Source organism: Streptomyces sp. NPDC054849 (assembly GCF_053610945.1).
In genome coordinates, this window is sequence record NZ_JBSGZI010000051.1 from 33,186 (window position 1) to 53,370 (window position 20,185).

Here is a 20,185-nt window from a genome sequence, read left to right on the forward strand (position 1 = left end):
CGGTGCGGGACGGAGTCAGAGGCTGACGCCGTGCGAGCGCAGGTACGCGATCGGGTCGACGTCCGAGCCGTACTGCGAGCCCGTGCGGGCCTCGAAGTGCAGGTGCGGGCCGCTGGAGTTGCCGGTGGAGCCCGACAGGCCGATCTGCTGGCCGGGGGTGACCTGCTGGCCGACGGAGACGCTCAGCGAGAGCAGGTGACCGTACTGCGTGTACGAACCGTCGTTGTGCTTGATGACGACGTTGTTGCCGTACGCGCCGCCCCAGCCGGCCTCGACGACGGTACCGGAGCCCACCGCGTGGACCGAGGTGCCGGAGGCGGCGTGGAAGTCGATGCCCGTGTGGCTGCCGGAGGACCACATGCCGCCGCCCGCCTTGTACTGCGTGCTGACGTACGAGCTGTCGAGCGGCGACACGAAGGTGTTGAGGCGCTTGCGCTCCTCCTCGCGGGCGGCGCGCTCGGCGGCGTCGCGCTCGGCCTTCGCCTTGGCCTCGGCGAGGCGCTTGGCCTCGGCGGCCTTCTGCTTGGCCTCGGCCTCGGCCTGGGCCTTGGCGGCGGCCTGGTCGGCGAGGCGCTGCTGGGACTCGGCCTGGTCGGCGAGATCGCCCGCGAGGTCCTCGGCGACGACCACGGCACCCAGCCCGTTCTCCGGGGCGGAGCTGCTGTGGTTGTCCGCGGCGAAGGCCGGGGCGGCGAGGGAGCCGACGACACCCGTCGTGGCGATCGCGGCGATACCGGCGTAACCGGCGGTCTTCTTGCTCAGGCGGCTGGAACCACGGTGCTTGCCGGAACCAGCGGGACGACTGCCAAACGCCATGAAGGGTTTGATCCTTTCCTTCCTTCTCGCCTACCGGGTTAGCTGACGGGTTCGGAGCAGGAAGGTCTCCTACGGGCCTCCTCTTGCGAGGGGGTCCGATTCACCCCAGGGACTCATGTGGGTCCCCGGCTCCCCAGGCTCGCGCCTGACGGGGACTCGGCGATCGCTGCCCGGTGCCGCGGGTGCGGCGGGCACAACTGACGGACAGCACGGCCGACGCTAGGCGGATCATCAGTCAATCGCCAAACAGACACGGCTTTTTGTTGCGTACGCCACATCACATAAAAGCAACCTCACCACTAAACAGACAAAAAGGGCCCTGACGGACAAGCCGCCAGAGCCCCTTGCACATACGCCTCAAATGGCCGTCAGTTGACGCTCATGAGGCCGTCAGTTGGCGACGACCGTGACGTCACCGATCCCGAGCGCCCGCACGGGCTCCTCGATCAGCGCCGCGTCGCCCACCAGGACCGTCACCAGCCGGTCCGCCGGGAAGGCCTTCACGACCGCCGAAGTGGCCTCCACCGTGCCGGTTTCGGCGAGCTGCGCATACAACTGCGCCTGGTAGTCGTCCGGCAGCTCCTGCTCGACCTGATCGGCCAGCGTGCCGGCCACCGAGGCCGCCGTCTCGAACTTCAGCGGGGCCACGCCCACCAAGTTCTGTACGGCCACGTCACGTTCGGCGTCGGTCAGACCGCCTTCCGCGAGGGTGCGCAGCACCTTCCAGAGGTCGTCCAGCGCCGGCCCCGTGTTGGGGGTGTCCACCGAGCCGCTGATGGCGAGCATCGAGGCGCCCTTGCCGTCCGCGGTGGAGCGCAGCACCTGGCCGAAGGCGCGCACGCCGTACGTGTACCCCTTCTCCTCGCGCAGCACCTTGTCCAGGCGGGAGGTGAGGGTGCCGCCCAGGCAGTACGTGCCCAGCACCTGGGCCGCCCAGACCCGGTCGTGGCGGTCCGGCCCGATCCGCCCGATCAGCAGCTGCGTCTGGACCGCTCCGGGCCGGTCCACGATGACCACGCGGCCGGTGTCGTCGGCGGTCACCGCGGGCACCGGGAGCGCCTCGGCGGCGTTGCCCGTCCAGGTGCCCAGGGTGTCCGCCAGCACGGCGTCCAGGTCGATGCCGGTCAGGTCGCCGACGACCACCGCGGTGGCAGTGGCCGGGCGTACGTGGGCCTCATAGAAGGCGCGTACGGCGGTGGAGTCGATACGGGCGACCGTCTCCTCGGTGCCCTGGCGCGGCCGGGACATCCGCAGGGAGGCCGGGAAGAGCTCCTTGGACAGCTGCTTGGCGGCGCGGCGCTGCGGGTTGGCCAGCTCGTGCGGGATCTCGTCGAGCCGGTTGCGCACCAGCCGGTCGACCTCGGAGTCGGCGAAGGCGGGGGCGCGCAGCGCCTCGGCGAGCAGGCCCAGCGCCTTGGGCAGCCGGGAGGCCGGGACCTCCAGGGAGACCCGGATGCCGGGGTGGTCGGCGTGCGCGTCGAGGGTGGCCCCGCAGCGCTCCAGCTCGGCCGCGAACTCCTCGGCGGAGTGCTTGTCGGTGCCCTCGGAGAGCGCGCGCGCCATGATGGTCGCCACGCCGTCCAGGCCCTCGGGCTCCGCGTCGAGCGGGGCGGCGAGGTTGACCTCGACCGCGATCACCTGCTGGCCCGGCCGGTGGCAGCGCAGCAGGGTCAGCCCGTTGGACAGCTTCCCGCGGTCGGGGGCCGGAAAGGCCCACGGCTGCGGCTCGCCGGCCTGCGGGCGCGGGTGGAAGGTCATCGTGACGGCTGCGGTGTCGCTCACTGCTCCGCCCCCTCGCTCTCGTCGTGCTGGTCGGGCTCATCGCCCTCTTCTGCGGCGATGGGCTCGTAGACGAGCACCGCACGGTTGTCCGGGCGCAGTCGGGCCGCGGCCACGGCCTGCACCTCCTCGGCGGTGACGTCGAGGACGCGCTGGACGGCGGTCAGCGCCAGCTGCGGGTCGCCGAACAGCACCGCGAAGCGGCACAGTTCGTCGGCGCGGCCGGCCACCGTGCTCAGCCGGTCCAGCCATTCGCGCTCCAGCTGCGCCTGGGCGCGCTCCATCTCCTCGGCCGTGGGGCCCTCGGCGGCGAACCGCGCGAGCTCCTCGTCCACGGCCGCCTCGATGGCGGGGATCTCGACCCCGCTGGAGGTCTTGACGTCCAGCCAGCCCAGCGAGGGCGCCCCGGCGAGCCGCAGCATGCCGAAGCCGGCCGCGACGGCCGTCTGGTCGCGGCGCACGAGCCGGTTGTGCAGCAGCGAGGACTCGCCGCCGCCCAGGATGGTCAGCGCCACGTCGGCGGCGTCGCACTCGCGGGTGCCGTCGTGCGGCAGCCGGTAGGCGGCCATCAGCGCACGCGCCGGGACGTCCTCGACGATCTCCTCGCGCAGCTGCTCACCGATGACGTCGGGGAGCGAGCCGTCGCGGGGCGGCTGCTTGCCGTCGTGCGCGGGGATGGTGCCGAAGTACTTCTCGACCCAGGCGAGCGTCTGCTCCGGGTCGATGTCCCCGACGACCGACAGCACCGCGTTGTTCGGCGCGTAGTACGTGCGGAAGAAGGTGCGCGCGTCCTCGAGGGAGGCGGCGTCCAGGTCGGCCATGGAACCGATCGGGGTGTGGTGGTACGGGTGGCCCTCGGGGTACGCCAGGGCGGTCAGCTTCTCGAACGCCGTGCCGTACGGGACGTTGTCGTACCGCTGGCGGCGCTCGTTCTTGACGACGTCGCGCTGGTTCTCCATGGACTCGTCGTCCAGGGCGGCCAGCAGGGACCCCATCCGGTCCGCCTCCAGCCAGAGCGCGAGCTCCAGCTGGTGGGTCGGCATCGTCTCGAAGTAGTTGGTGCGCTCGAAACTGGTGGTGCCGTTGAGCGAGCCGCCGGCGCCCTGGACCAGTTCGAAGTGCCCGTTGCCGGGTACGCTCGCCGAGCCCTGGAACATCAGGTGCTCGAAGAGGTGAGCCAGGCCGGTACGCCCCTTGACTTCGTGGCGCGAGCCGACGTCGTACCAGAGGCAGACCGCGGCGACCGGGGTCAGGTGGTCCTCGGAAAGCACCACGCGCAGGCCGTTGGCCAGCCGGTGCTCGGTCGCTGTCAGGCCGCCGGAGCCGGCCTGGGCTGTGGCCGTGTGACCCATGGGCATGTGGTCCCTTCGATCGCGATGCAGAGATTTCTGTCAGACCTGCCACTGTATGCAAGCGCGTCGAGTGCCGGATAAGTTCCCGGGTCACGCCCCTGGACTCCGTCCGGGGGACCCCCGGGGTCGGAGTCGGCGTTGTCGGTGCCTCGGGCCACAATGGTCCGCGTCATACCCGCCGGACACCCACCCGACCCAGCCAGACCCAAGCCAGACCCAGCCACACCCAGCCAGACACCCAGCACACCCCATTCTTGGTTAAGGAGCCGCGCAGCGATGGCCCGCCGCAGCACGAAGACCCCGCCGCCGGAGGATTTCGAGGAGAAGATCCTCGACATCGACGTCGTCGACGAAATGCAGGGCTCCTTCCTCGAGTACGCGTACTCGGTGATCTACTCCCGTGCCCTGCCCGACGCCCGGGACGGCATGAAGCCGGTGCACCGCCGCATCGTGTACCAGATGAACGAGATGGGGCTGCGCCCCGACCGCGGCTACGTGAAGTGCGCCCGTGTCGTCGGCGAGGTCATGGGCAAGCTCCACCCCCACGGCGACGCGTCCATCTACGACGCGCTGGTGCGCATGGCCCAGCCCTTCTCGATGCGGCTGCCGCTGGTCGACGGCCACGGCAACTTCGGCTCGCTCGGCAACGACGACCCGCCGGCCGCGATGCGTTACACCGAGTGCAAGATGGCCGACGCCACGTCACTCATGACGGAGTCGATCGACGAGGACACCGTCGACTTCACCGCGAACTACGACGGCCAGGAGCGCGAGCCGGTCGCGCTGCCCGCCGCGTACCCGAACCTGCTGGTCAACGGCGCGTCCGGGATCGCGGTCGGCATGGCCACCAACATGCCCCCGCACAACCTCGGCGAGGTCATCGCGGCCGCCCGTCACCTGATCCGCCACCCCCACGCGGACCTGGAGGCGCTGATGCGCTTCGTGCCGGGTCCCGACCTGCCCACGGGCGGCCGGATCGTCGGGCTCTCGGGCATCAAGGACGCCTACGAGAACGGCCGCGGCACCTTCAAGATCCGCGCGACGGTGACCGTGGAGAACGTGACGGCGCGGCGCAAGGGCCTGGTCGTCACCGAACTGCCCTTCACGGTCGGCCCCGAGAAGGTCATCGCGAAGATCAAGGACCTGGTCGGCTCGAAGAAGCTCCAGGGGATCGCCGACGTCAAGGACCTCACCGACCGCTCGCACGGCCTGCGCCTGGTCATCGAGATCAAGAACGGCTTCCACCCGGAGGCCGTGCTGGAGCAGCTCTACAAGCTGACGCCGATGGAGGAGTCCTTCGGCATCAACAACGTGGCGCTGGTGGACGGGCAGCCGCTGACGCTGGGCCTCAAGGAGCTGCTGGAGGTCTACCTCGACCACCGCTTCGAGGTCGTCCGGCGGCGCAGCGAGTTCCGCCGCACCAAGCGCCGCGACCGCCTGCACCTCGTCGAGGGCCTGCTGGTGGCCCTCATCGACATCGACGAGGTCATCCGGCTCATCCGGGACAGCGAGAACTCCGCCCAGGCCAAGGCCAGGCTGATCGAGCGGTTCTCGCTGAGCGAGATCCAGACCCAGTACATCCTGGACACCCCGCTGCGCCGGCTCACCAAGTTCGACCGGCTGGAGCTGGAGTCCGAGCGCGACCGGCTGACCGGCGAGATCGACGAGCTGACCGGGATCCTGGACTCCGACACCGAGCTGCGCAAGCTGGTCTCCACGGAACTGGCCGCCGTCGCGAAGAAGTTCGGCACCGAGCGCCGTACGGTCCTGCTGGAGTCGGCGGGCACGACGGTCGGCGCGGTACCGCTGGAGGTCGCGGACGACCCCTGCCGCGTGCTGCTGTCCTCGACGGGCCTGCTGGCACGCACCGTGACCGGCGAACCGCTGCCCGAGTCGGAGGGCGGCGCCCGCGCCAAGCACGACCTGATCGTCTCGCAGGTCGCGGCCACCGCCCGGGCCGAGATCGGCGCGGTCACCTCGTACGGGCGGCTGCTGCGGCTGTCGGTGATCGACCTGCCGCAGCTGCCGGACACCCACGCCGCGCCGAACCTGGCGGGCGGCGCCCCGGTCTCGGAGTTCCTCTCCGGTCTGGAGGCGGACGAGAAGGTGATCTGCCTGACCTCGCTGGACGAGTCCTCGCAGGGTCTGGCCCTCGGCACCGAGCAGGGCGTGGTCAAGCGCGTCGTGCCGGACTACCCGGCGAACAAGGACGAGCTGGAGGTCATCACCCTCAAGGAGGGTGACCGGATCGTCGGCGCGGTCGAGCTGCGCACGGGCGAGGAGGATCTGGTCTTCATCACCGACGACGCCCAGCTGCTGCGCTACCCGGCGGGCCAGGTCCGCCCGCAGGGCCGCCCGGCCGGCGGTATGGCGGGCATCAAGCTCGCCGACGACGCGAAGGTGATCCACTTCTCGGCGGTGGACCCCGGCCGGGAGGCCCTGGTCTTCACGGTGGCGGGCTCGCACGGGACGCTGGACGACTCGGTGACGTCCGGGAAGCTGACCCCCTTCGACCAGTACCCGCGCAAGGGACGGGCCACCGGCGGCGTGCGCTGCCAGCGGTTCCTGAAGGGCGAGGACGTCCTGGTGCTGGCCTGGGCGGGCGGTTCCCCGGTCCGCGCGGCGGCGGCGAACGGCACTCCGGCCGAGCTGCCGCCCGTGGACCCGCGCCGGGACGGCTCGGGGGCGCCGCTGCCCGCGGCCGTCGCGGCGCTGGCGGGCGCCGCGCTGTAGAAGGTACGAGGCCATTCGGGTGGTACGTCCGGGGGACGTACCACCCGAATGCCGACTAGTGTTTTCCCTCTGGACGTGGTGGGGGGAGAACGCAGCTGATGAGCCGTCGAGCGGGCAGCGGACTGATCGGGAACTGGGCGGAGGCGCAGCGCCGTCAGCAACAGACCCAGCTGATCCAGCAGCGGGAGGCCGAGCGCCGCCGACGTGCCCACGAACGGGACGCGAACCGGAGCCACCGGCAGTACCGCGAGGCCGAGGCCCTGCGGCGTACCGCGCAGCTCGACGCCGAGGTCGACGCGCTCAAGGGCTTGTTGGCCGCGGGCTGCCGGGCGCCGGCGTTCCGGATATCCGCCCTGGCCCGGCCGGACCAGCTGCAGCCCTTCGACCCCGGGGCCCTGGCGCACCCGGTGCCGATGCCCCGCATCGAGGACTTCCAGCAGCAGAGCAGGGGCTGGACGCTCGGCTCGAACCACCGGGCCCAGGCGGAGCGGGAGGCGCACGCCCGGTACACCCAGGCCTGGCAGGCCGCGAACGCGGCGGAGGCGCAGCGCCGGCAGCAACTGGACGCGTACCGCCAGCAGTACGACCGGTGGGCGGCGCAGCAGCTCGCCGGGATGCAGGCACACAACGGCGGACTCACCGACCTGGCCGGCGCACTGCGCGCGGGCGACGCCGAGGCGGCCGTGGAGTACTTCTCGGCGGCCCTGTACGCCTCGACGGCCTGGCCCGAGGCACTGCCGAGGCAGGTGGCGGCCGCGTACGACCCTGCCGCGCGCCAGCTGGTGCTGGACTGGGAACTGCCCGGATATGCGGTGGTACCCGAGGCCCGGGCGGTGCAGTACCTGCCGAGCACGGACCAGGACAAGGTGAAGCCCCGCCCGGTCACGGAACGACGTGCGCTGTACCGGGACCTGCTGGCTCAGTGCCTGCTCCTGGTGGTGCGCGAGCTGTACGCGGCGGACGAGTTCGGCGTATTGGACTCGGTCGTGGTCAACGGCTTCGTGGACTGCCACGATCCGGTGACGGGGCAGGAGGCGCGGTTCGTGCTCGCCACGGTGCCGGCGGCGCGTAGCGCTTTCGCCGGGCTGCAGCTGGAGCAGGTGAGCGCGGTGGACTGTCTGGTTTCGGGGTTGGGCGGGCAGCTGTCGGCACGGCCCGACCTGCTGACGACGGTACGCCCCGGGCGCCGGCCCGACGAGGTCGGCGGAGGTGTCGTCAGCCACGGCGGGCACGCGGGCGACGCGGACGAGGACGAGCCGGACCTCTTCGTGATGGATCCGATCGCCTTCGAGAACCTGGTCGCCGAGCTGTTCCGGGCGATGGGCATGGAGGCGGTGACGACGCGGCGGTCGGGCGACGGTGGGGTGGACGTGGAGGCGGTGGACCCAGCGCCGATCCGGGGCGGGCGGATCGTGGTGCAGGTCAAGCGCTACCGGAACACGGTGCCGCCGACGGCCGTGCGTGATCTGTACGGCACGGTCCAGGACAAGGGGGCGAACAAGGGGGTGCTGGTCACCACCGCGTCCTTCGGGCCGGGGTCGTACACCTTTGCCAACGGCAAGCCGCTGGAGTTGGTTCCCGGAACGGATCTGGTCGATCTGCTCCGCCAGTACGGGCTTCGCGGCCGGCTCGGCGGCGGCGCCGCTGCGGCGCCCGCGCGGCAGGCGCCCGAGCCCGTTCCCGCGGCGGACCACAACGTGCTCGGCATGTCCTGGTCGGGTTCGGTCGCCCTGGACGTCTGCGCCCTCGTCTGCACGGGCAACAGAGTGCTGAGCGAGGACCACTTCGTCTTCTTCAACAACACGCGGACCCCGGACGGTTCGGTACGGTCCCGCGAGCACGCGGTGCCTGACAAGGCGGCGCTTGAGGTCGCCTTCGACGCCCTGCCCGCATCCGCCGACCGCCTGGTCCTCGTGGCCGCGATCGACCCGGAGGTGGATCCCCGCGCCGACCTCGCCGGGTTCACCGACGCCCACATCCGGCTGCTGTCCGCCGGCGGCGAGGAACTCGGCCGACTGGACGTCTCCGACGGGCGCCCCGGCGAGACCGCCCTGGTCCTCGGCTCGTTCCGCCGCCGGTCCAACGGCGACTGGGACTTCGTGATCGGCGGCAAGGGCTACCGCAGCGGCCTGGAGGCCCTGCTGAGCGAGTACGGCGTCGAGGTCGCTTAGGGCTGCCCCTTTAGCCCTAGGCCTGCTCCGGGGCCTCGGTAGCGGGTTCCGCGGGCCGGGCCACATAGCGCAGTACGCCCCACATGCTCTCGGGGCTGACCGCGTGCGGGGCCGGTTCCCGGCAGGCCTCCAGTTCGCGCAGCAGGGCCGGGCCGTCGGTGCCTGCGCCGATCAGGACCAGCTGTGTCAGGCGGGGTTCGCCCTTGCCCCACGGGTGCGGGGCGAAGCGGAGGAAGCGGCCGACCGCGTGGATCTCGTACTTCTCCTCGTGGCCGGTCACCCCGAACCAGACGAAGCCCTTGATCCGGTAGAGCCCTGCCGGGCGGCGGTCGAGGAAGTCGATGAACCGGCGCGGGGACAGGGCCTGTTCGGAGGCGAATTCCGTGCTCTCGTAAGCGGCGTGCGCGTGGGTGCAGTGGTCGTGTCCGCCGGCCTCCGCGAGGAGGTCTTCGAATGACAGCTGCCCCCGCGTCTCGGTCCAGGGCCGGCGGTCGAAGAGCAGTTCCGGGTCGATCCGCCCGTGGTCGGCGCCCACGACGGGGGTGCCGGGGGCACAGATCCCGGCCAGTTCCCGCTCGATCCGGGCCCGCTCGGCCGCGTCCACCCGGTCGGTCTTGTTGAGCACCACCAGGTCCGCGACGGCGAGGTGGCGGTCGGTCTCCGGGTGCCTGGCCCGGGTCGCATCGAATTCGGCCGCGTCCACGACCTCCACCATTCCGCCGTAGCGGATGGCGGGGTTCTCGCTGGCCATGAGCATCCGGATCATCTCCTGGGGCTCGGCCAGCCCGCTCGCCTCGATGACGATCACGTCGATCCTGTGGACGGGAGCGGAGAGCTTCTCCAGGTACGCGTCCAGCTCGCTGCCGTCGACGGCGCAGCACAGGCAGCCTGCACCGAGGGAGACCATCGAGTCCCCGACCTGGCCGGCCACCGACATCGCATCGATCTCGATCGACCCGAAGTCGTTGACGACGACCCCGATCCGGGTACCCCCGCGGCCGGCGAGGAGGTGGTTCAGCACGGTGGTCTTGCCGGATCCGAGGAATCCGGCGAGGACGACGACGGGGATGGGCTGCCTGCTGTTCATCCGGTCGATCGTAACCAGGCTCCGTCAGTCCAACAGCGGCACCGGCTGGGGCGGGGTCGGGCCGGTGTACCGGGCGGCCGGGCGGATGATCTTCGAATCGGCGGCCTGTTCGAGGATGTTCGCGCTCCAGCCGACCACCCGGGCCGCGCAGAAGGTCGGGGTGAACATCTCGCGCGGCAGCCCGCACAGCTCCATGACCACACCGGCGTAGAACTCCACGTTGGTGTGCAGCTCCCGGCCCGGCTTGAGTTCGGCGAGGATCGCCTCGACCTGGCGCTCGACCTCGACGGCGAAGTCCACGAGGGGGCCGCCGATCTGGAGGGCGATGTCCCGCAGCATGCGTGAGCGGGGGTCCTCGGTGCGGTAGACGGGGTGGCCGAAGCCCATGATGCGGTCGCCCGCCAGGACCCGTTCGCGGATCCACGGCCCGATCCGGTCGACGGTGCCGATGGCGTCGAGGGTGTCCAGGGCCCGGCTGGGGGCGCCGCCGTGCAGCGGCCCGGAGAGCGCGCCGATCGCCCCGGTCAGACAGGCCGCGATGTCGGCGCCGGTGGAGGCGATCACGCGGGCGGTGAAGGTCGAGGCGTTGAAGCCGTGGTCGACGGTGGATATCAGGTACCGCTCGACGGCGCGGGCCGCGGCCGGGCCGGGCTCCCGGCCGGTCAGCATGTAGAGGTAGTTGGCGGCGTATGGGAGGTCGTCGCGCGGCTCCACCGGCTCCAGGCCCTGCCCCAGCCGGTGCAGGGCGGTCAGCAGGGTCGGTACGGCGGCGCAGGCGGCCAGCGCGTCGGCGGCCCGGCGGCCGGGCTCGAGGTCGTACACCGGGCGGAATCCGGCGGAGGCGCCGAGCAGCGAGAGTGCGGTGCGCAGACCGGCGAGGGGGCCGGAGAGCCGGGTGGCCCGGGCCAGGCCCGGCAGGGCGTCCCGGACTTCGACGGGCAGCCGGCGCAGTGGGGCGGTCTCGGCGGCGAAGGCGGCCCGTTCGGCGGAGTCCGCCGGGAGCCTTCCGCGGAACATCAGGTGCCACACGTCCTCGAAGCTGCGGACGGAGGCGAGTTCGACCGCCGAGTACTGGCGGTAGTGGTAAAAGCCCTCGCGCCCCCGGACGTCGCCCAGCTCGGTTTCGGTGACCACGACTCCCGCGAGACCGCGGGGCACTTCGACGGTGGTGTTGTTCATGGATCGACCATCCATGATGGATTCAATCCCTGTCAATATTGATTGAATCAATACAACTCGCCATCTGTAGGGTGTCCGTCATGAGCGACCAGACGGACAGCGGGCGCAGGCTCAGCACGCAGGAGGCGGCGCGAGCACTCGGGGTGAAACCGGCGACGGTGTACGCGTACGTCAGCCGGGGCCAGCTCACCAGTCGCCGCGAGCCGGCCGGGCGGGGCAGCAGCTTCGACGCGGCCGAGGTGGAGGCGCTCGCCCGGCGGAGCCGGCGCGAGGCGGCGGCCCCCACCGGGGAGCTCTCCGTTCGCACGGCGCTCACCCTCATCGAGTCCGACCGGTACTACTTCCGGGGCGTGGACGCCGTGGAGCTGGCCTCGCGGTACCGGTACGAGGAGGTCGCCGAGTGGCTCTGGACGGGGACCGTTCCCCACGAAGCACGGTTCACCGCTCCCCCGGAGGCTCTGGCGGCGGCCCGCCGGGCGGTGGCCGCACTGCCGGACCACGGCGGGCCCATCGACCGGTTGCGGGTCGCGGTCGCGGCAGCCGCGGTCGCGGACCCGCTGCGCTTCGACCTGTCCGAGGAGGCCGTACTTGGCTCCGCGCGCTGCCTGATCCCCACGCTGGTCGGCGCGCTGCCCGCGGCGGGCCCCGCGCAGTGGCCCGGTGACGGCCGGATCGCCCGGCAGCTGTGGTCCCGCCTGACGGCGCGGCAGCCCGACCCGGACGCGCTGGCCGTGCTGGATCTGGCTCTGGCACTGCTGGTCGACCACGACCTGGCCGCCTCGACCCTGGCCGTACGGGTGGCCGCCTCCGCACGCGCCCACCCGTACGCAGCCGTCTCGGCCGGGCTCGGCGCACTCGAAGGGCCGCTGCACGGTGCGGCCGGGCGGCTCGCGCACCGGATGCTGGCGGAAGTGCTGGAACAGGGCGGGGCCGCGCCGGTGGTGGCGGAGTACCTGCGGGCGGGCCGCCGGGTCCCGGGACTCGGCCACCGGCTCTACCAGGGCGAGGACCCGCGGGCGCGGGCGCTGTTCGCCCGGCTGGAAGGGCTGGAGCAGGCCGGACCGGCGCTCGGTGCGGCGCGCGAGGTGGCCTCGGTGATGGCCCGGCAGGGCGGGCTGCACGCAAATGTGGACCTGGCGCTGGCGGTGCTGACCGTCTCGTGCGGAATGGCGGCGGAGGCCGGGGAGACGGTCTTCGCGGTGGCCCGTACGGCCGGCTGGATCGCGCACGCCTTGGAGGAGTACCAGGAGCGGCCGCTGCGGATGCGCCCGAGCGGGCAGTACCACGGCCCCCGCCCGCCACAGCCGATGCCGTGACGGGCTGCGGCCCGGCCGACCCACGGTCCGGGTGGGGCGTCAGGCCCCGGCCCACGGTCCGGGTGCGGCGTCAGGCCCCGGCCCACGATCCGGGGCCTCGCCTCGGCGGTGAAAACGATGGCCGGGCGGCACAACGACGGGCTCCCCACTGTGCCGACACCAGGAGGTCGCGCCGCAAGGGACTGTGCGTGCCGCCGAGCAGAGTAGGCGACCTCGACGGAGCGGGAGCGGCGCGCACCCGCAGTGAGCCTCGGAACACAGCCCGGACATGACGGGAGTGGGGTACCCGACAAGCTGGGCGCAAACGTTCCGCTTGTGCCGGAGCCGACCTACCGTTGCTGCCCATGCGGTTCCCCCTCATGAGCGCTCGGCGCCTCGGGCTGCCCAGACGGGCCGTCTCCCAGATCCTGCTGACCCAGCTGGCCATCGCCGCCGGAGTCGTCGTCCTGGCCACCGGACTGTTCCTCGCGCCGCTGAGCGCACAGCTCGACGACCAGGCCATGCGGCGCGCCCTCGCCATCGCACAGAGCGCCGCGGCCGACCCCGCGCTGGCCGCCGGCCTCCTGGATTCCGGGGCTTCCGAGGACAGCCCGGTGCAGTCCTCGGCCGAGCGGATCCGCCGCGCCACCGGCGCCGAGTACGTCGTCGTCCTCGATCTGGCCGGCATCCGCCGTTCCCACCCGAGCGCCGAGCGGATCGGTCTGCCCGTCTCCACGGACCCGAGCGACGCCCTGGCGGGCCGGGAGGTCATGGAGATCGACGAGGGCACCCTGGGCCGCACCGCCCGCGGCAAGGTCCCGCTCGTCGCGGCCGACGGCGAGATCGTCGGCGCCGTCTCGGTCGGCATCGCCTACGACAGCGTCCGCGACCGGCTGCTCGGAGCCATCCCTGGGCTGCTGGCCTACGCCGGCGGGGCCCTGGCGGCGGGCGCCCTCGCCGCCTACCTGCTCTCCCGCAGGATCCATCGCCAGACCCGGGACCTGGCCTTCTCCGACATCGCCGGCCTGCTCGCCGAGCGCGAGGCGATGCTGCACTCCATCCGCGAGGGTGTGATCGCCCTCTCCCCGGACGGCCGGGTCCGGCTGGTCAACGACGAGGCCGCCCGCCTGCTGGGCCTCACCCCCGACGCCACCGGCACCTTCGCGGGACGCCCACTCGACGACGTACTCGGCGCGTGCCGCACCGCCGACGTGCTGTCGGGCCGCGTCACCGGCCGGGACCTGCTCACCGTCCAGGGATCTCGGGTCCTGCTCGCCAACCGCATGCCCACCGAGGACGGCGGCGCCGTCGCCACCCTGCGCGACCGCACCGAGCTGGAACACCTGGGCCGCGAGCTCGACTCCACCCGGGGCCTGATCGACGCCCTGCGCGCCCAGGACCACGAGCACGCCAACCGCCTCCACACCCTCCTCGGCCTGCTGGAGCTGGGCCTGCACGAGGAGGCGGTGGAGTTCGTGACCGAGGTCGTCGGGGTGCACCGCACGACCGCCGAGCAGGTCACCGAGAAGGTCCACGACCCACTGCTGGCCGCCCTTCTGGTGGGCAAGGCGACCGTCGCCGCCGAGCGCGGCGTCCCGCTGCGGCTGGCCGGCACCAGCCTCCTCCCCGACCGCGTGGTGGACCCGGGCGGTCTCGTCACGATCCTCGGCAATCTGGTCGACAACGCTCTGGACGCCGCCGCCGGTTCGACGGCGCCCCTGGTCGAGGTCGAGCTGCGCGCCGAGGGCCGTACCGCCGTGCTGCACGTGCGCGACAGCGGCCCCGGGGTACCTGCCGCGCGCCGCGAGGAGATTTTCACGGAGGGCTGGTCGACCAAACAGCCCAGGGCCCACCGCGAGCGCGGGCTGGGTCTCGCCCTCGTACGCCGCCTCGCGGAGCGGCAGGGCGGCAGCGCCCGGGCCGGGGAAGCAGCGGACGGAGGGGCGGAGTTCTCCGTCGTACTCCCGGAGGCCCTGCGATGAACGAGACCCCGATTCACGTATTGGTCGTCGACGACGACATGCGTGTTGCCCGGATCAACGCGGCGTACGTGGCGAAGGTTCCCGGTTTCCGGGTGACGGCCCAGGCCCATTCGGCATCGGAGGCGCTGGAGTTCCTCGGTACACATCCGGTGGACCTGGTCCTCCTGGACCATTACCTCCCCGACGAGAACGGCCTGGACCTGGTGCGCCGACTGCGCCAACTCGGCCACCGCACCGATGTGATCATGGTCACGGCGGCCCGCGACCTCGCCACCGTCCAGGCCGCCATGCGCCTCGGCGCCCTCCAGTACCTGGTCAAACCCTTCACCTTCGCCGGGCTGCGCACCCGGCTGGAAGCGTACGGAGCCCTGCGCCGCACCCTTGAAACGGGCGGCGAGGCCGAACAGGCCGAGGTGGACCGGATCTTCGGCGCCCTCGCCGCGGCGGGACCTGCGAACGAGCTCCCCAAGGGCCACTCCCCCACCACCGCGGAACTGGTCCGCCAGGTGCTGCTGTCCGCCGAAGGCCCCCTGTCCACCCAGCAGATCGCCGATCGCTCCGGCATCAGCCGGCAGACCGCACAGCGCTACCTGAAGCTCCTCGAACGCACCGCCCGCGTCACCCTGGCCCTGCGCTACGGCGAGACCGGCCGCCCGGAGCACCGCTACACCTGGCTCCCCTCGGAAGGGCCCGCCTGACGGCGCTCAGACCGCTCCGGCGCCGGTCAAGGAGCGGACCTCCGTCTCCGCGTGCTTCGCCTCGTCCGGCTCCTCGCCCGAGGTGACCGTGCCCAGCCAGCCCGCCAGGAAGCCCAGCGGAATCGAGACGATCCCCGGGTTCTGGAGCGGGAAGTACTGGAAGTCCACTCCGGGGAAGAGCGATTCCGCGCTGCCCGACACCACCGGCGACACCAGTACCAGCAGCACCGCCGGCACCAGGCCGCCGTACACGGACCAGACGGCTCCCCGCGTGGTGAAGCCGCGCCAGAAGAGCGAGTACAGCAGCACCGGCAGATTGGCCGAGGCCGCCACCGCGAAGGCCAGCCCCACCAGGAACGCCACATTGAGGTTCTGGGCGAGCAGCCCGAGGGCGATCGCCACCGCCCCGATGCCGACGGCCGCGACCCGGGCCACCGAGACCTCACTGCGCTGCCTGGCGTGCCGGCGCTTGAGGGAGGCGTACAGATCGTGTGCGACCGAGGCCGACGAGGCGAGGGTGATACCGGCCACGACGGCCAGGATGGTCGCGAAGGCGATGGCGGCCACGAAGGCGAAGAGCACCGCGCCCCCGGTGGATCCGGCGCCCCCGCCGAGGAAGGCCGCGAGCAGCGGAACGGCCGTGTTCCCGGAGGCGTTGGAGGCCCTCACCTCGTCCGGGCCCACCAGCGCGGCCGCGCCGAAGCCGAGCACGATGGTCATCAGGTAGAAGCCGCCGATCAGGGCGATCGCCCACACCACCGAGCGGCGGGCCGCTCGCGCGGTGGGCACGGTGTAGAAGCGCGACAGGATGTGCGGCAGCCCGGCGGTCCCGAGGACCAGCGCGAGCCCGAGGCTCATGAAGTCGACGCGGGCGGTCCAGTCCCCGCCGTACTTGAGGCCCGGGGCGAGGAATTCCCGGCCATGCCCGCTGCGGTCGGCGGCGGCGGTGAGCAGCTGGTCGAAGTTCCCGTGGAAGCGCAGCAGCACGAGCACGGTCAGGGTGATCGCCCCGCCCATCAGCAGCACGGCCTTCACGATCTGGATCCAGGTGGTGGCCCGCATCCCGCCGAAGGACACGTAGACCACCATCAGCGCGCCCACCCCGACCACGGCGAGGGTTTGGGCGGTGGCGCTCGAACTCCCGAGCAGCAGACCGACCAGGCTGCCCGCGCCGACCATCTGAGCGACGAGGTAGAGCACGGAGACGACGACCGAGGAGGTGCCGGCGGCGATCCGCACCGGGCGCTCGCTCATCCGGGCGGCGACCACGTCGGCGAGGGTGAAGCGCCCGCAGTTGCGGACCAGTTCGGCGACCAGGAACAGCACCACCAGCCAGGCGACGAGGAATCCCACCGAGTAGAGCAGGCCGTCGTAGCCGAAGAGGGCGATCAGGCCGGAGATGCCCAGGAAGGAGGCGGCGGACATGTAGTCGCCCGCGATGGCGAAACCGTTCTCCATGGGGGAGAACAAGCGCCCGCCGGCGTAGAACTCCTCGGCGGACCCGTGCCGGTTGCGGCTCACCCAGGTGGTGATGCCCAGGGTCACCGCGATGAAGACGCTGAACAGGATCAGCGCGAGGGTCTGGTGCTCGGTGCTCACCGGCCGGCCCCCCTCGCCCGGGTCCGCTCGTGGTCGCGTTCCTGCTCGAAGACGGTCCAGCGCAGGTCGAGCGCGGCCCGGTCCCGGCGCAGCCGCGCGTGCCGGGCGTAGGCCCAGGTCAGAAGGAAGGTGCTGAGGAACTGGCCGAGTCCCGCCAGCATGGCCACGTTGACGGCGCCCATCACGGGCCGGGCCATCACACCGGGTGCGGCGGTGGCGGCGACCACGTAGGCGACGTACCAGAGGAAGAAGCCGGCGGTCGCGGGGACGACGAACCTGCGGTAGCGGCGGCGCACCTCCTGGAAGGCGGCACTGCGCTGCACTTCGAGGTAGATGTCGGATGCGGCGGGCGCGGGGCGGCCGCCGGGGGCCGTGGGCGGCGGGGGCGTTTCCTCTCCCTCACCCCAGCCGACGGCCAGCGCGTCGTACCAGGGGTCGTCCAGCCGGATCGTTCCGGCATCACGACCTTCGTGCTTGTCCACCGAACTCTCCTTGTCCGCTGCCGCATTGGCCGCGTGCCCACAAGGATGTGCGGAATGGGCGCTTTCCGGACTGGTGTACCGGTGCTCTTCACTCCAACAGGTGATGGGGTGAAGAGCACCGGTGTGCGGTGAGCCCTTCGGTGCCAGGTGCCGCCGGCCGCCGACGGCACTTGGATCAGGCGTCGATGCGCGAGCGGTCCAGGGTCGCCGCGGAGCTCGTGATGAACTCCTTGCGCGGGGCCACCTCATTGCCCATGAGCAGGTCGAAGACCTGCTCGGCCGAGTCCAGGTCGCCGATGTTGATCCGGCGCAGCGTGCGGAACCTGGGGTCCATGGTGGTCTCCGCCAGCTGGTCCGCGTCCATCTCGCCGAGGCCCTTGTAACGCTGGATCGAGTCCTTGTACCGGATGTTCTTGCGCTGGTACTCCAAAAGGGTCTGGCGCAGCTCGTTGTCCGAATACGTGTAGACGTACTTGTCCTGGCCCTTCTTCGGCTGGACCAGCTCGATCCGGTGCAGCGGCGGCACGGCCGCGAAGACCCGGCCGGCCTCGACCATCGGCCGCATGTACCGCTGGAAGAGGGTGAGCAGCAGGCAGCGGATGTGCGCGCCGTCCACGTCGGCGTCGACGAGCAGCACGATCTTGCCGTACCGGGCTGCGTCGATGTCGAAGGTCCGGCCCGAGCCGGCTCCTATGACCTGGATGATCGCCCCGCACTCGGCGTTCTTGAGCATGTCCGAGATCGAGGACTTCTGGACGTTGAGAATCTTGCCGCGGATGGGCAGGAGCGCCTGGAACTCCGAATTGCGGGCGAGCTTCGCGGTGCCGAGGGCGGAGTCCCCCTCGACGATGAACAGCTCGCTGCGATCCACGTCGTCGCTGCGGCAGTCGGCCAGCTTGGCCGGCAGCGAGGAGGTCTCCAGCGCGGTCTTGCGGCGCTGCGCCTCCTTGTGCTGACGGGCCGCGATCCTGGTCCGGGCGGCCGCGACGATCTTCTCCATCACGGCGCGGGCCTGCTGCTTGTCGTCGCGCTTGGTGGAGGTCAGGAAGGCCTTGAGCTCCTTGGCGACCACGGCGGCGACGATCCGGGTGGCGGCCGAGGTGCCCAGCACCTCCTTGGTCTGGCCCTCGAACTGCGGCTCGGCGAGGCGGACGGTGACGACGGCCGTCATGCCCTCCATCGCGTCGTCCTTGACCACGTCGTCCTCGGCGACGCGCAGCAGCTTGGACGAGCGCAGCACCTCGTTCACGGTCTTGGCGACCGAGCGCTCGAAGCCGGCGACGTGGGTGCCGCCCTTGGGGGTGGCGATGATGTTCACGAAGGACTTGACGTTGGTCTCGTACCCCGTGCCCCAGCGCAGGGCGATGTCCACGCCGAGCTCGCGGGTGACCTCGGTGGGGGTCATGTGGCCGCGGTCGTCCAGGACCGGAACGGTCTCCTTGAACGTGCCCGTGCCGTGCAGGCGCAGCACGTCGCAGACGGCCTTGTCCTGGGCGAGGTACTCGCAGAATTCGCTGATGCCGCCGTCGAAGCGGAAGAGCTCCTCGGTCTTGCCCGCGCCGTCGATGCCCCGCTCGTCGCGGACGACCAGGGTCAGGCCGGGGACGAGGAAGGCGGTCTGGCGGGCGCGCTGGTAGAGCGTCTCCAGATTGAGCCTGGCGTCCTTGAGGAAGATCTGGCGGTCGGCCCAGTAGCGGACCCGGGTGCCTGTCTTCCCCTTGGTGACCCGCTTGACCTTGCGCAGGCCGTTCGCCGGGTCGAAGGGGCTGTCGGGGCCCTGCTCGGTGAACATGCCGGGGACGCCGCGGCGGAAGCTGATGGCATGCGTCGCGCTGTTGCGGTCGACCTCGACGTCCAGCCGGGCGGAGAGGGCGTTGACCACGGAGGCGCCGACGCCGTGCAGGCCGCCGGAGGCGGCGTACGAGCCGCCGCCGAACTTGCCGCCGGCGTGCAGCTTGGTCATGACGACCTCGATGCCGGACAGGCCGGTCTTGGGCTCGACGTCCACGGGGATGCCGCGGCCGTTGTCCCGGACCTCGACGGAGGAGTCCTCGTGGAGGATCACCTCGATGTGGTCGCAGTAGCCGCCCAGGGCCTCGTCGACGGAATTGTCGATGATCTCCCAGAGGCAGTGCATGAGGCCTCGGCTGTCGGTCGAGCCGATATACATGCCGGGGCGCTTGCGGACGGCCTCCAGCCCTTCGAGGACGAGCAGGTGCCGCGCGGTGTAGTTGGAACCGTCCCGGTCTGCTCCGGACAGCAGCGCGCTGGAAGGCACGGACGTGTCGGCGGTCACGCAGTTCGCTCCTCGCTGAATTTCTTTTCTGGCCCGATCGGGCGCAGGGGTGGCTCGGGTGCCGGTCGAAGGGTACCGAGGCCAGGTAGAGCCGATGCAACGCCACCCTCGCGCGTTCCTCAGCCTAGTCCAGATCCGCACGGATGTTCGATCCCCCGGGCGGGTGAAGGAAACATCACGTTCCCTTCCGCGCATGAACCATTTAGGGTTCGGGCACGTCCTCATGAACAACCTGGCACTCTCGCCGGGGAGGATGGAACTGCAACAAGCGCACGACTGACAACGCGAAACCGTAAAGCAACGCAATACGGCTCCTTCGCCGCCAACCGGCAACAGCCGGCCAGCTTCGGAAGGAAGTTTCGAGGAAAAGCCGCGAGCGGGAACGTTTTCGGCCTGGTTGGATGTTGACCCTGGTACGACAGCTCGTCGAGCTAGAGAAGAGGCGACGTGACTACTGTTCTGACACCCGCGACCCCGCTGACGGCCGCTGACCGATGCGACCGTTGCGGCGCCCAGGCATATCTGCGCGTCGTCCTGCTGAGCGGCGGTGAACTGCTCTTCTGCGCCCACCACGGACGCAAGTTCGAGCCGGAACTCAAGAAGATCGCCGCGGAAATACAGGATGAGACCGAGCGGCTTACGTCCGCTCCGGCTGCCAATGCCGAACCCGAGGACCGCTGACACAGGCCTGCACCTCGCATCCGACGAGCCAGGAC

At 71.3% G+C, this 20,185-nt stretch carries 14 protein-coding genes and 1 riboswitch; of the genes, 6 read left to right on the forward strand and 8 right to left on the reverse strand.

The window, feature by feature from the left end:
• Positions 1–15: 15 nt before the first annotated feature.
• From ACWGIF_RS22085 to ACWGIF_RS22095, 3 genes are all read right to left on the reverse strand, one after another.
• On the reverse strand, positions 16–816 hold the full coding sequence (locus tag ACWGIF_RS22085) for a M23 family metallopeptidase (RefSeq protein ID WP_453499871.1): 801 nt from the start codon (positions 814–816) through the stop codon (positions 16–18).
• Positions 817–829: 13 nt separating this feature from the next.
• Positions 830–988, reverse strand: a riboswitch (cyclic di-AMP (ydaO/yuaA leader).
• A 218-nt stretch (positions 989–1,206) separates the two neighbouring features.
• A complete protein-coding gene (locus tag ACWGIF_RS22090) occupies positions 1,207–2,574 on the reverse strand; it encodes a M16 family metallopeptidase (protein WP_453499895.1) in 1,368 nt (455 codons plus the stop codon).
• A 20-nt stretch (positions 2,575–2,594) separates the two neighbouring features.
• Positions 2,595–3,947, reverse strand: coding sequence for a M16 family metallopeptidase (locus ACWGIF_RS22095; protein WP_453499897.1), 1,353 nt, complete (start codon positions 3,945–3,947; stop codon positions 2,595–2,597).
• Between the two features lie 276 nt (positions 3,948–4,223).
• Between ACWGIF_RS22095 and ACWGIF_RS22100 the strand changes: the two genes are divergently transcribed.
• On the forward strand, positions 4,224–6,680 hold the full coding sequence (locus ACWGIF_RS22100; protein ID WP_453499873.1) for a DNA gyrase/topoisomerase IV subunit A: 2,457 nt from the start codon (positions 4,224–4,226) through the stop codon (positions 6,678–6,680).
• 98 nt (positions 6,681–6,778) lie between these two features.
• Positions 6,779–8,851 (forward strand): restriction endonuclease, encoded by a 2,073-nt coding sequence (locus ACWGIF_RS22105; RefSeq protein ID WP_453499875.1) that lies wholly within the window; start codon positions 6,779–6,781, stop codon positions 8,849–8,851.
• A 16-nt stretch (positions 8,852–8,867) separates the two neighbouring features.
• On the opposite strand, the gene ACWGIF_RS22110 is transcribed toward ACWGIF_RS22105, so the two are convergent.
• Both ACWGIF_RS22110 and ACWGIF_RS22115 read right to left on the reverse strand, forming a co-directional pair.
• Positions 8,868–9,938: a CobW family GTP-binding protein gene (locus tag ACWGIF_RS22110; RefSeq protein ID WP_453499877.1), complete on the reverse strand. Its 1,071-nt coding sequence runs from the start codon at positions 9,936–9,938 to the stop codon at positions 8,868–8,870.
• A 24-nt stretch (positions 9,939–9,962) separates the two neighbouring features.
• A complete protein-coding gene (locus tag ACWGIF_RS22115) occupies positions 9,963–11,132 on the reverse strand; it encodes a citrate synthase (protein ID WP_453499879.1) in 1,170 nt (389 codons plus the stop codon).
• A 65-nt stretch (positions 11,133–11,197) separates the two neighbouring features.
• Here ACWGIF_RS22115 and ACWGIF_RS22120 point away from each other — a divergent pair, with 65 nt between their 5' ends.
• The 3 genes from ACWGIF_RS22120 to ACWGIF_RS22130 all read left to right on the forward strand — a co-directional run bounded on the left by ACWGIF_RS22120 (position 11,198) and on the right by ACWGIF_RS22130 (position 15,092).
• The gene (locus ACWGIF_RS22120) at positions 11,198–12,433 is read left to right on the forward strand and encodes a citrate/2-methylcitrate synthase (protein ID WP_453499881.1); all 1,236 of its coding nucleotides are present in this window, start codon (positions 11,198–11,200) and stop codon (positions 12,431–12,433) included.
• A 344-nt stretch (positions 12,434–12,777) separates the two neighbouring features.
• Positions 12,778–14,394: an ATP-binding protein gene (locus ACWGIF_RS22125; protein WP_453499883.1), complete on the forward strand. Its 1,617-nt coding sequence runs from the start codon at positions 12,778–12,780 to the stop codon at positions 14,392–14,394.
• Entirely contained in the window at positions 14,391–15,092 is a 702-nt protein-coding gene (locus ACWGIF_RS22130) for a response regulator (RefSeq protein ID WP_453499885.1), read from the forward strand. The genes ACWGIF_RS22125 and ACWGIF_RS22130 overlap by 4 nt, the downstream gene beginning before the upstream one ends.
• Before the next feature lie 6 nt (positions 15,093–15,098).
• Here ACWGIF_RS22130 and ACWGIF_RS22135 read toward each other — a convergent pair whose 3' ends face one another.
• The 3 genes from ACWGIF_RS22135 to ACWGIF_RS22145 all read right to left on the reverse strand — a co-directional run bounded on the left by ACWGIF_RS22135 (position 15,099) and on the right by ACWGIF_RS22145 (position 19,469).
• Positions 15,099–16,691, reverse strand: coding sequence for a solute symporter family protein (locus ACWGIF_RS22135; RefSeq protein WP_453499887.1), 1,593 nt, complete (start codon positions 16,689–16,691; stop codon positions 15,099–15,101).
• Complete coding sequence (locus tag ACWGIF_RS22140) at positions 16,688–17,173, reverse strand: DUF485 domain-containing protein (protein ID WP_453499889.1); 486 nt, start codon at positions 17,171–17,173, stop codon at positions 16,688–16,690. The genes ACWGIF_RS22135 and ACWGIF_RS22140 overlap by 4 nt, the downstream gene beginning before the upstream one ends.
• Before the next feature lie 175 nt (positions 17,174–17,348).
• A complete protein-coding gene (locus tag ACWGIF_RS22145; RefSeq protein WP_453499891.1) occupies positions 17,349–19,469 on the reverse strand; it encodes a DNA gyrase/topoisomerase IV subunit B in 2,121 nt (706 codons plus the stop codon).
• Positions 19,470–19,916: 447 nt separating this feature from the next.
• Here ACWGIF_RS22145 and ACWGIF_RS22150 point away from each other — a divergent pair, with 447 nt between their 5' ends.
• Positions 19,917–20,150 carry a DUF7455 domain-containing protein gene (locus tag ACWGIF_RS22150; RefSeq protein ID WP_030016583.1) on the forward strand — a complete coding sequence of 78 codons (234 nt, stop codon included), beginning with the start codon at positions 19,917–19,919 and terminating at the stop codon, positions 20,148–20,150.
• Positions 20,151–20,185 lie beyond the last annotated feature (35 nt).

Excerpts from the sequence above, each read along its gene's own strand:
- ACWGIF_RS22085 (WP_453499871.1), bottom strand. The coding sequence starts at position 816 with ATGGCGTTTGGCAGTCGTCCCGCTGGTTCCGGCAAGCACCGTGGTTCC.
- ACWGIF_RS22130 (WP_453499885.1), top strand. The coding sequence starts at position 14,391 with ATGAACGAGACCCCGATTCACGTATTGGTCGTCGACGACGACATGCGT.
- ACWGIF_RS22090 (WP_453499895.1), bottom strand. The coding sequence starts at position 2,574 with ATGACCTTCCACCCGCGCCCGCAGGCCGGCGAGCCGCAGCCGTGGGCC.
- ACWGIF_RS22110 (WP_453499877.1), bottom strand. The coding sequence starts at position 9,938 with ATGAACAGCAGGCAGCCCATCCCCGTCGTCGTCCTCGCCGGATTCCTC.
- ACWGIF_RS22095 (WP_453499897.1), bottom strand. The coding sequence starts at position 3,947 with ATGGGTCACACGGCCACAGCCCAGGCCGGCTCCGGCGGCCTGACAGCG.
- ACWGIF_RS22115 (WP_453499879.1), bottom strand. The coding sequence starts at position 11,132 with ATGGATGGTCGATCCATGAACAACACCACCGTCGAAGTGCCCCGCGGT.
- ACWGIF_RS22105 (WP_453499875.1), top strand. The coding sequence starts at position 6,779 with ATGAGCCGTCGAGCGGGCAGCGGACTGATCGGGAACTGGGCGGAGGCG.
- ACWGIF_RS22100 (WP_453499873.1), top strand. The coding sequence starts at position 4,224 with ATGGCCCGCCGCAGCACGAAGACCCCGCCGCCGGAGGATTTCGAGGAG.
- ACWGIF_RS22125 (WP_453499883.1), top strand. The coding sequence starts at position 12,778 with ATGCGGTTCCCCCTCATGAGCGCTCGGCGCCTCGGGCTGCCCAGACGG.
- ACWGIF_RS22120 (WP_453499881.1), top strand. The coding sequence starts at position 11,198 with ATGAGCGACCAGACGGACAGCGGGCGCAGGCTCAGCACGCAGGAGGCG.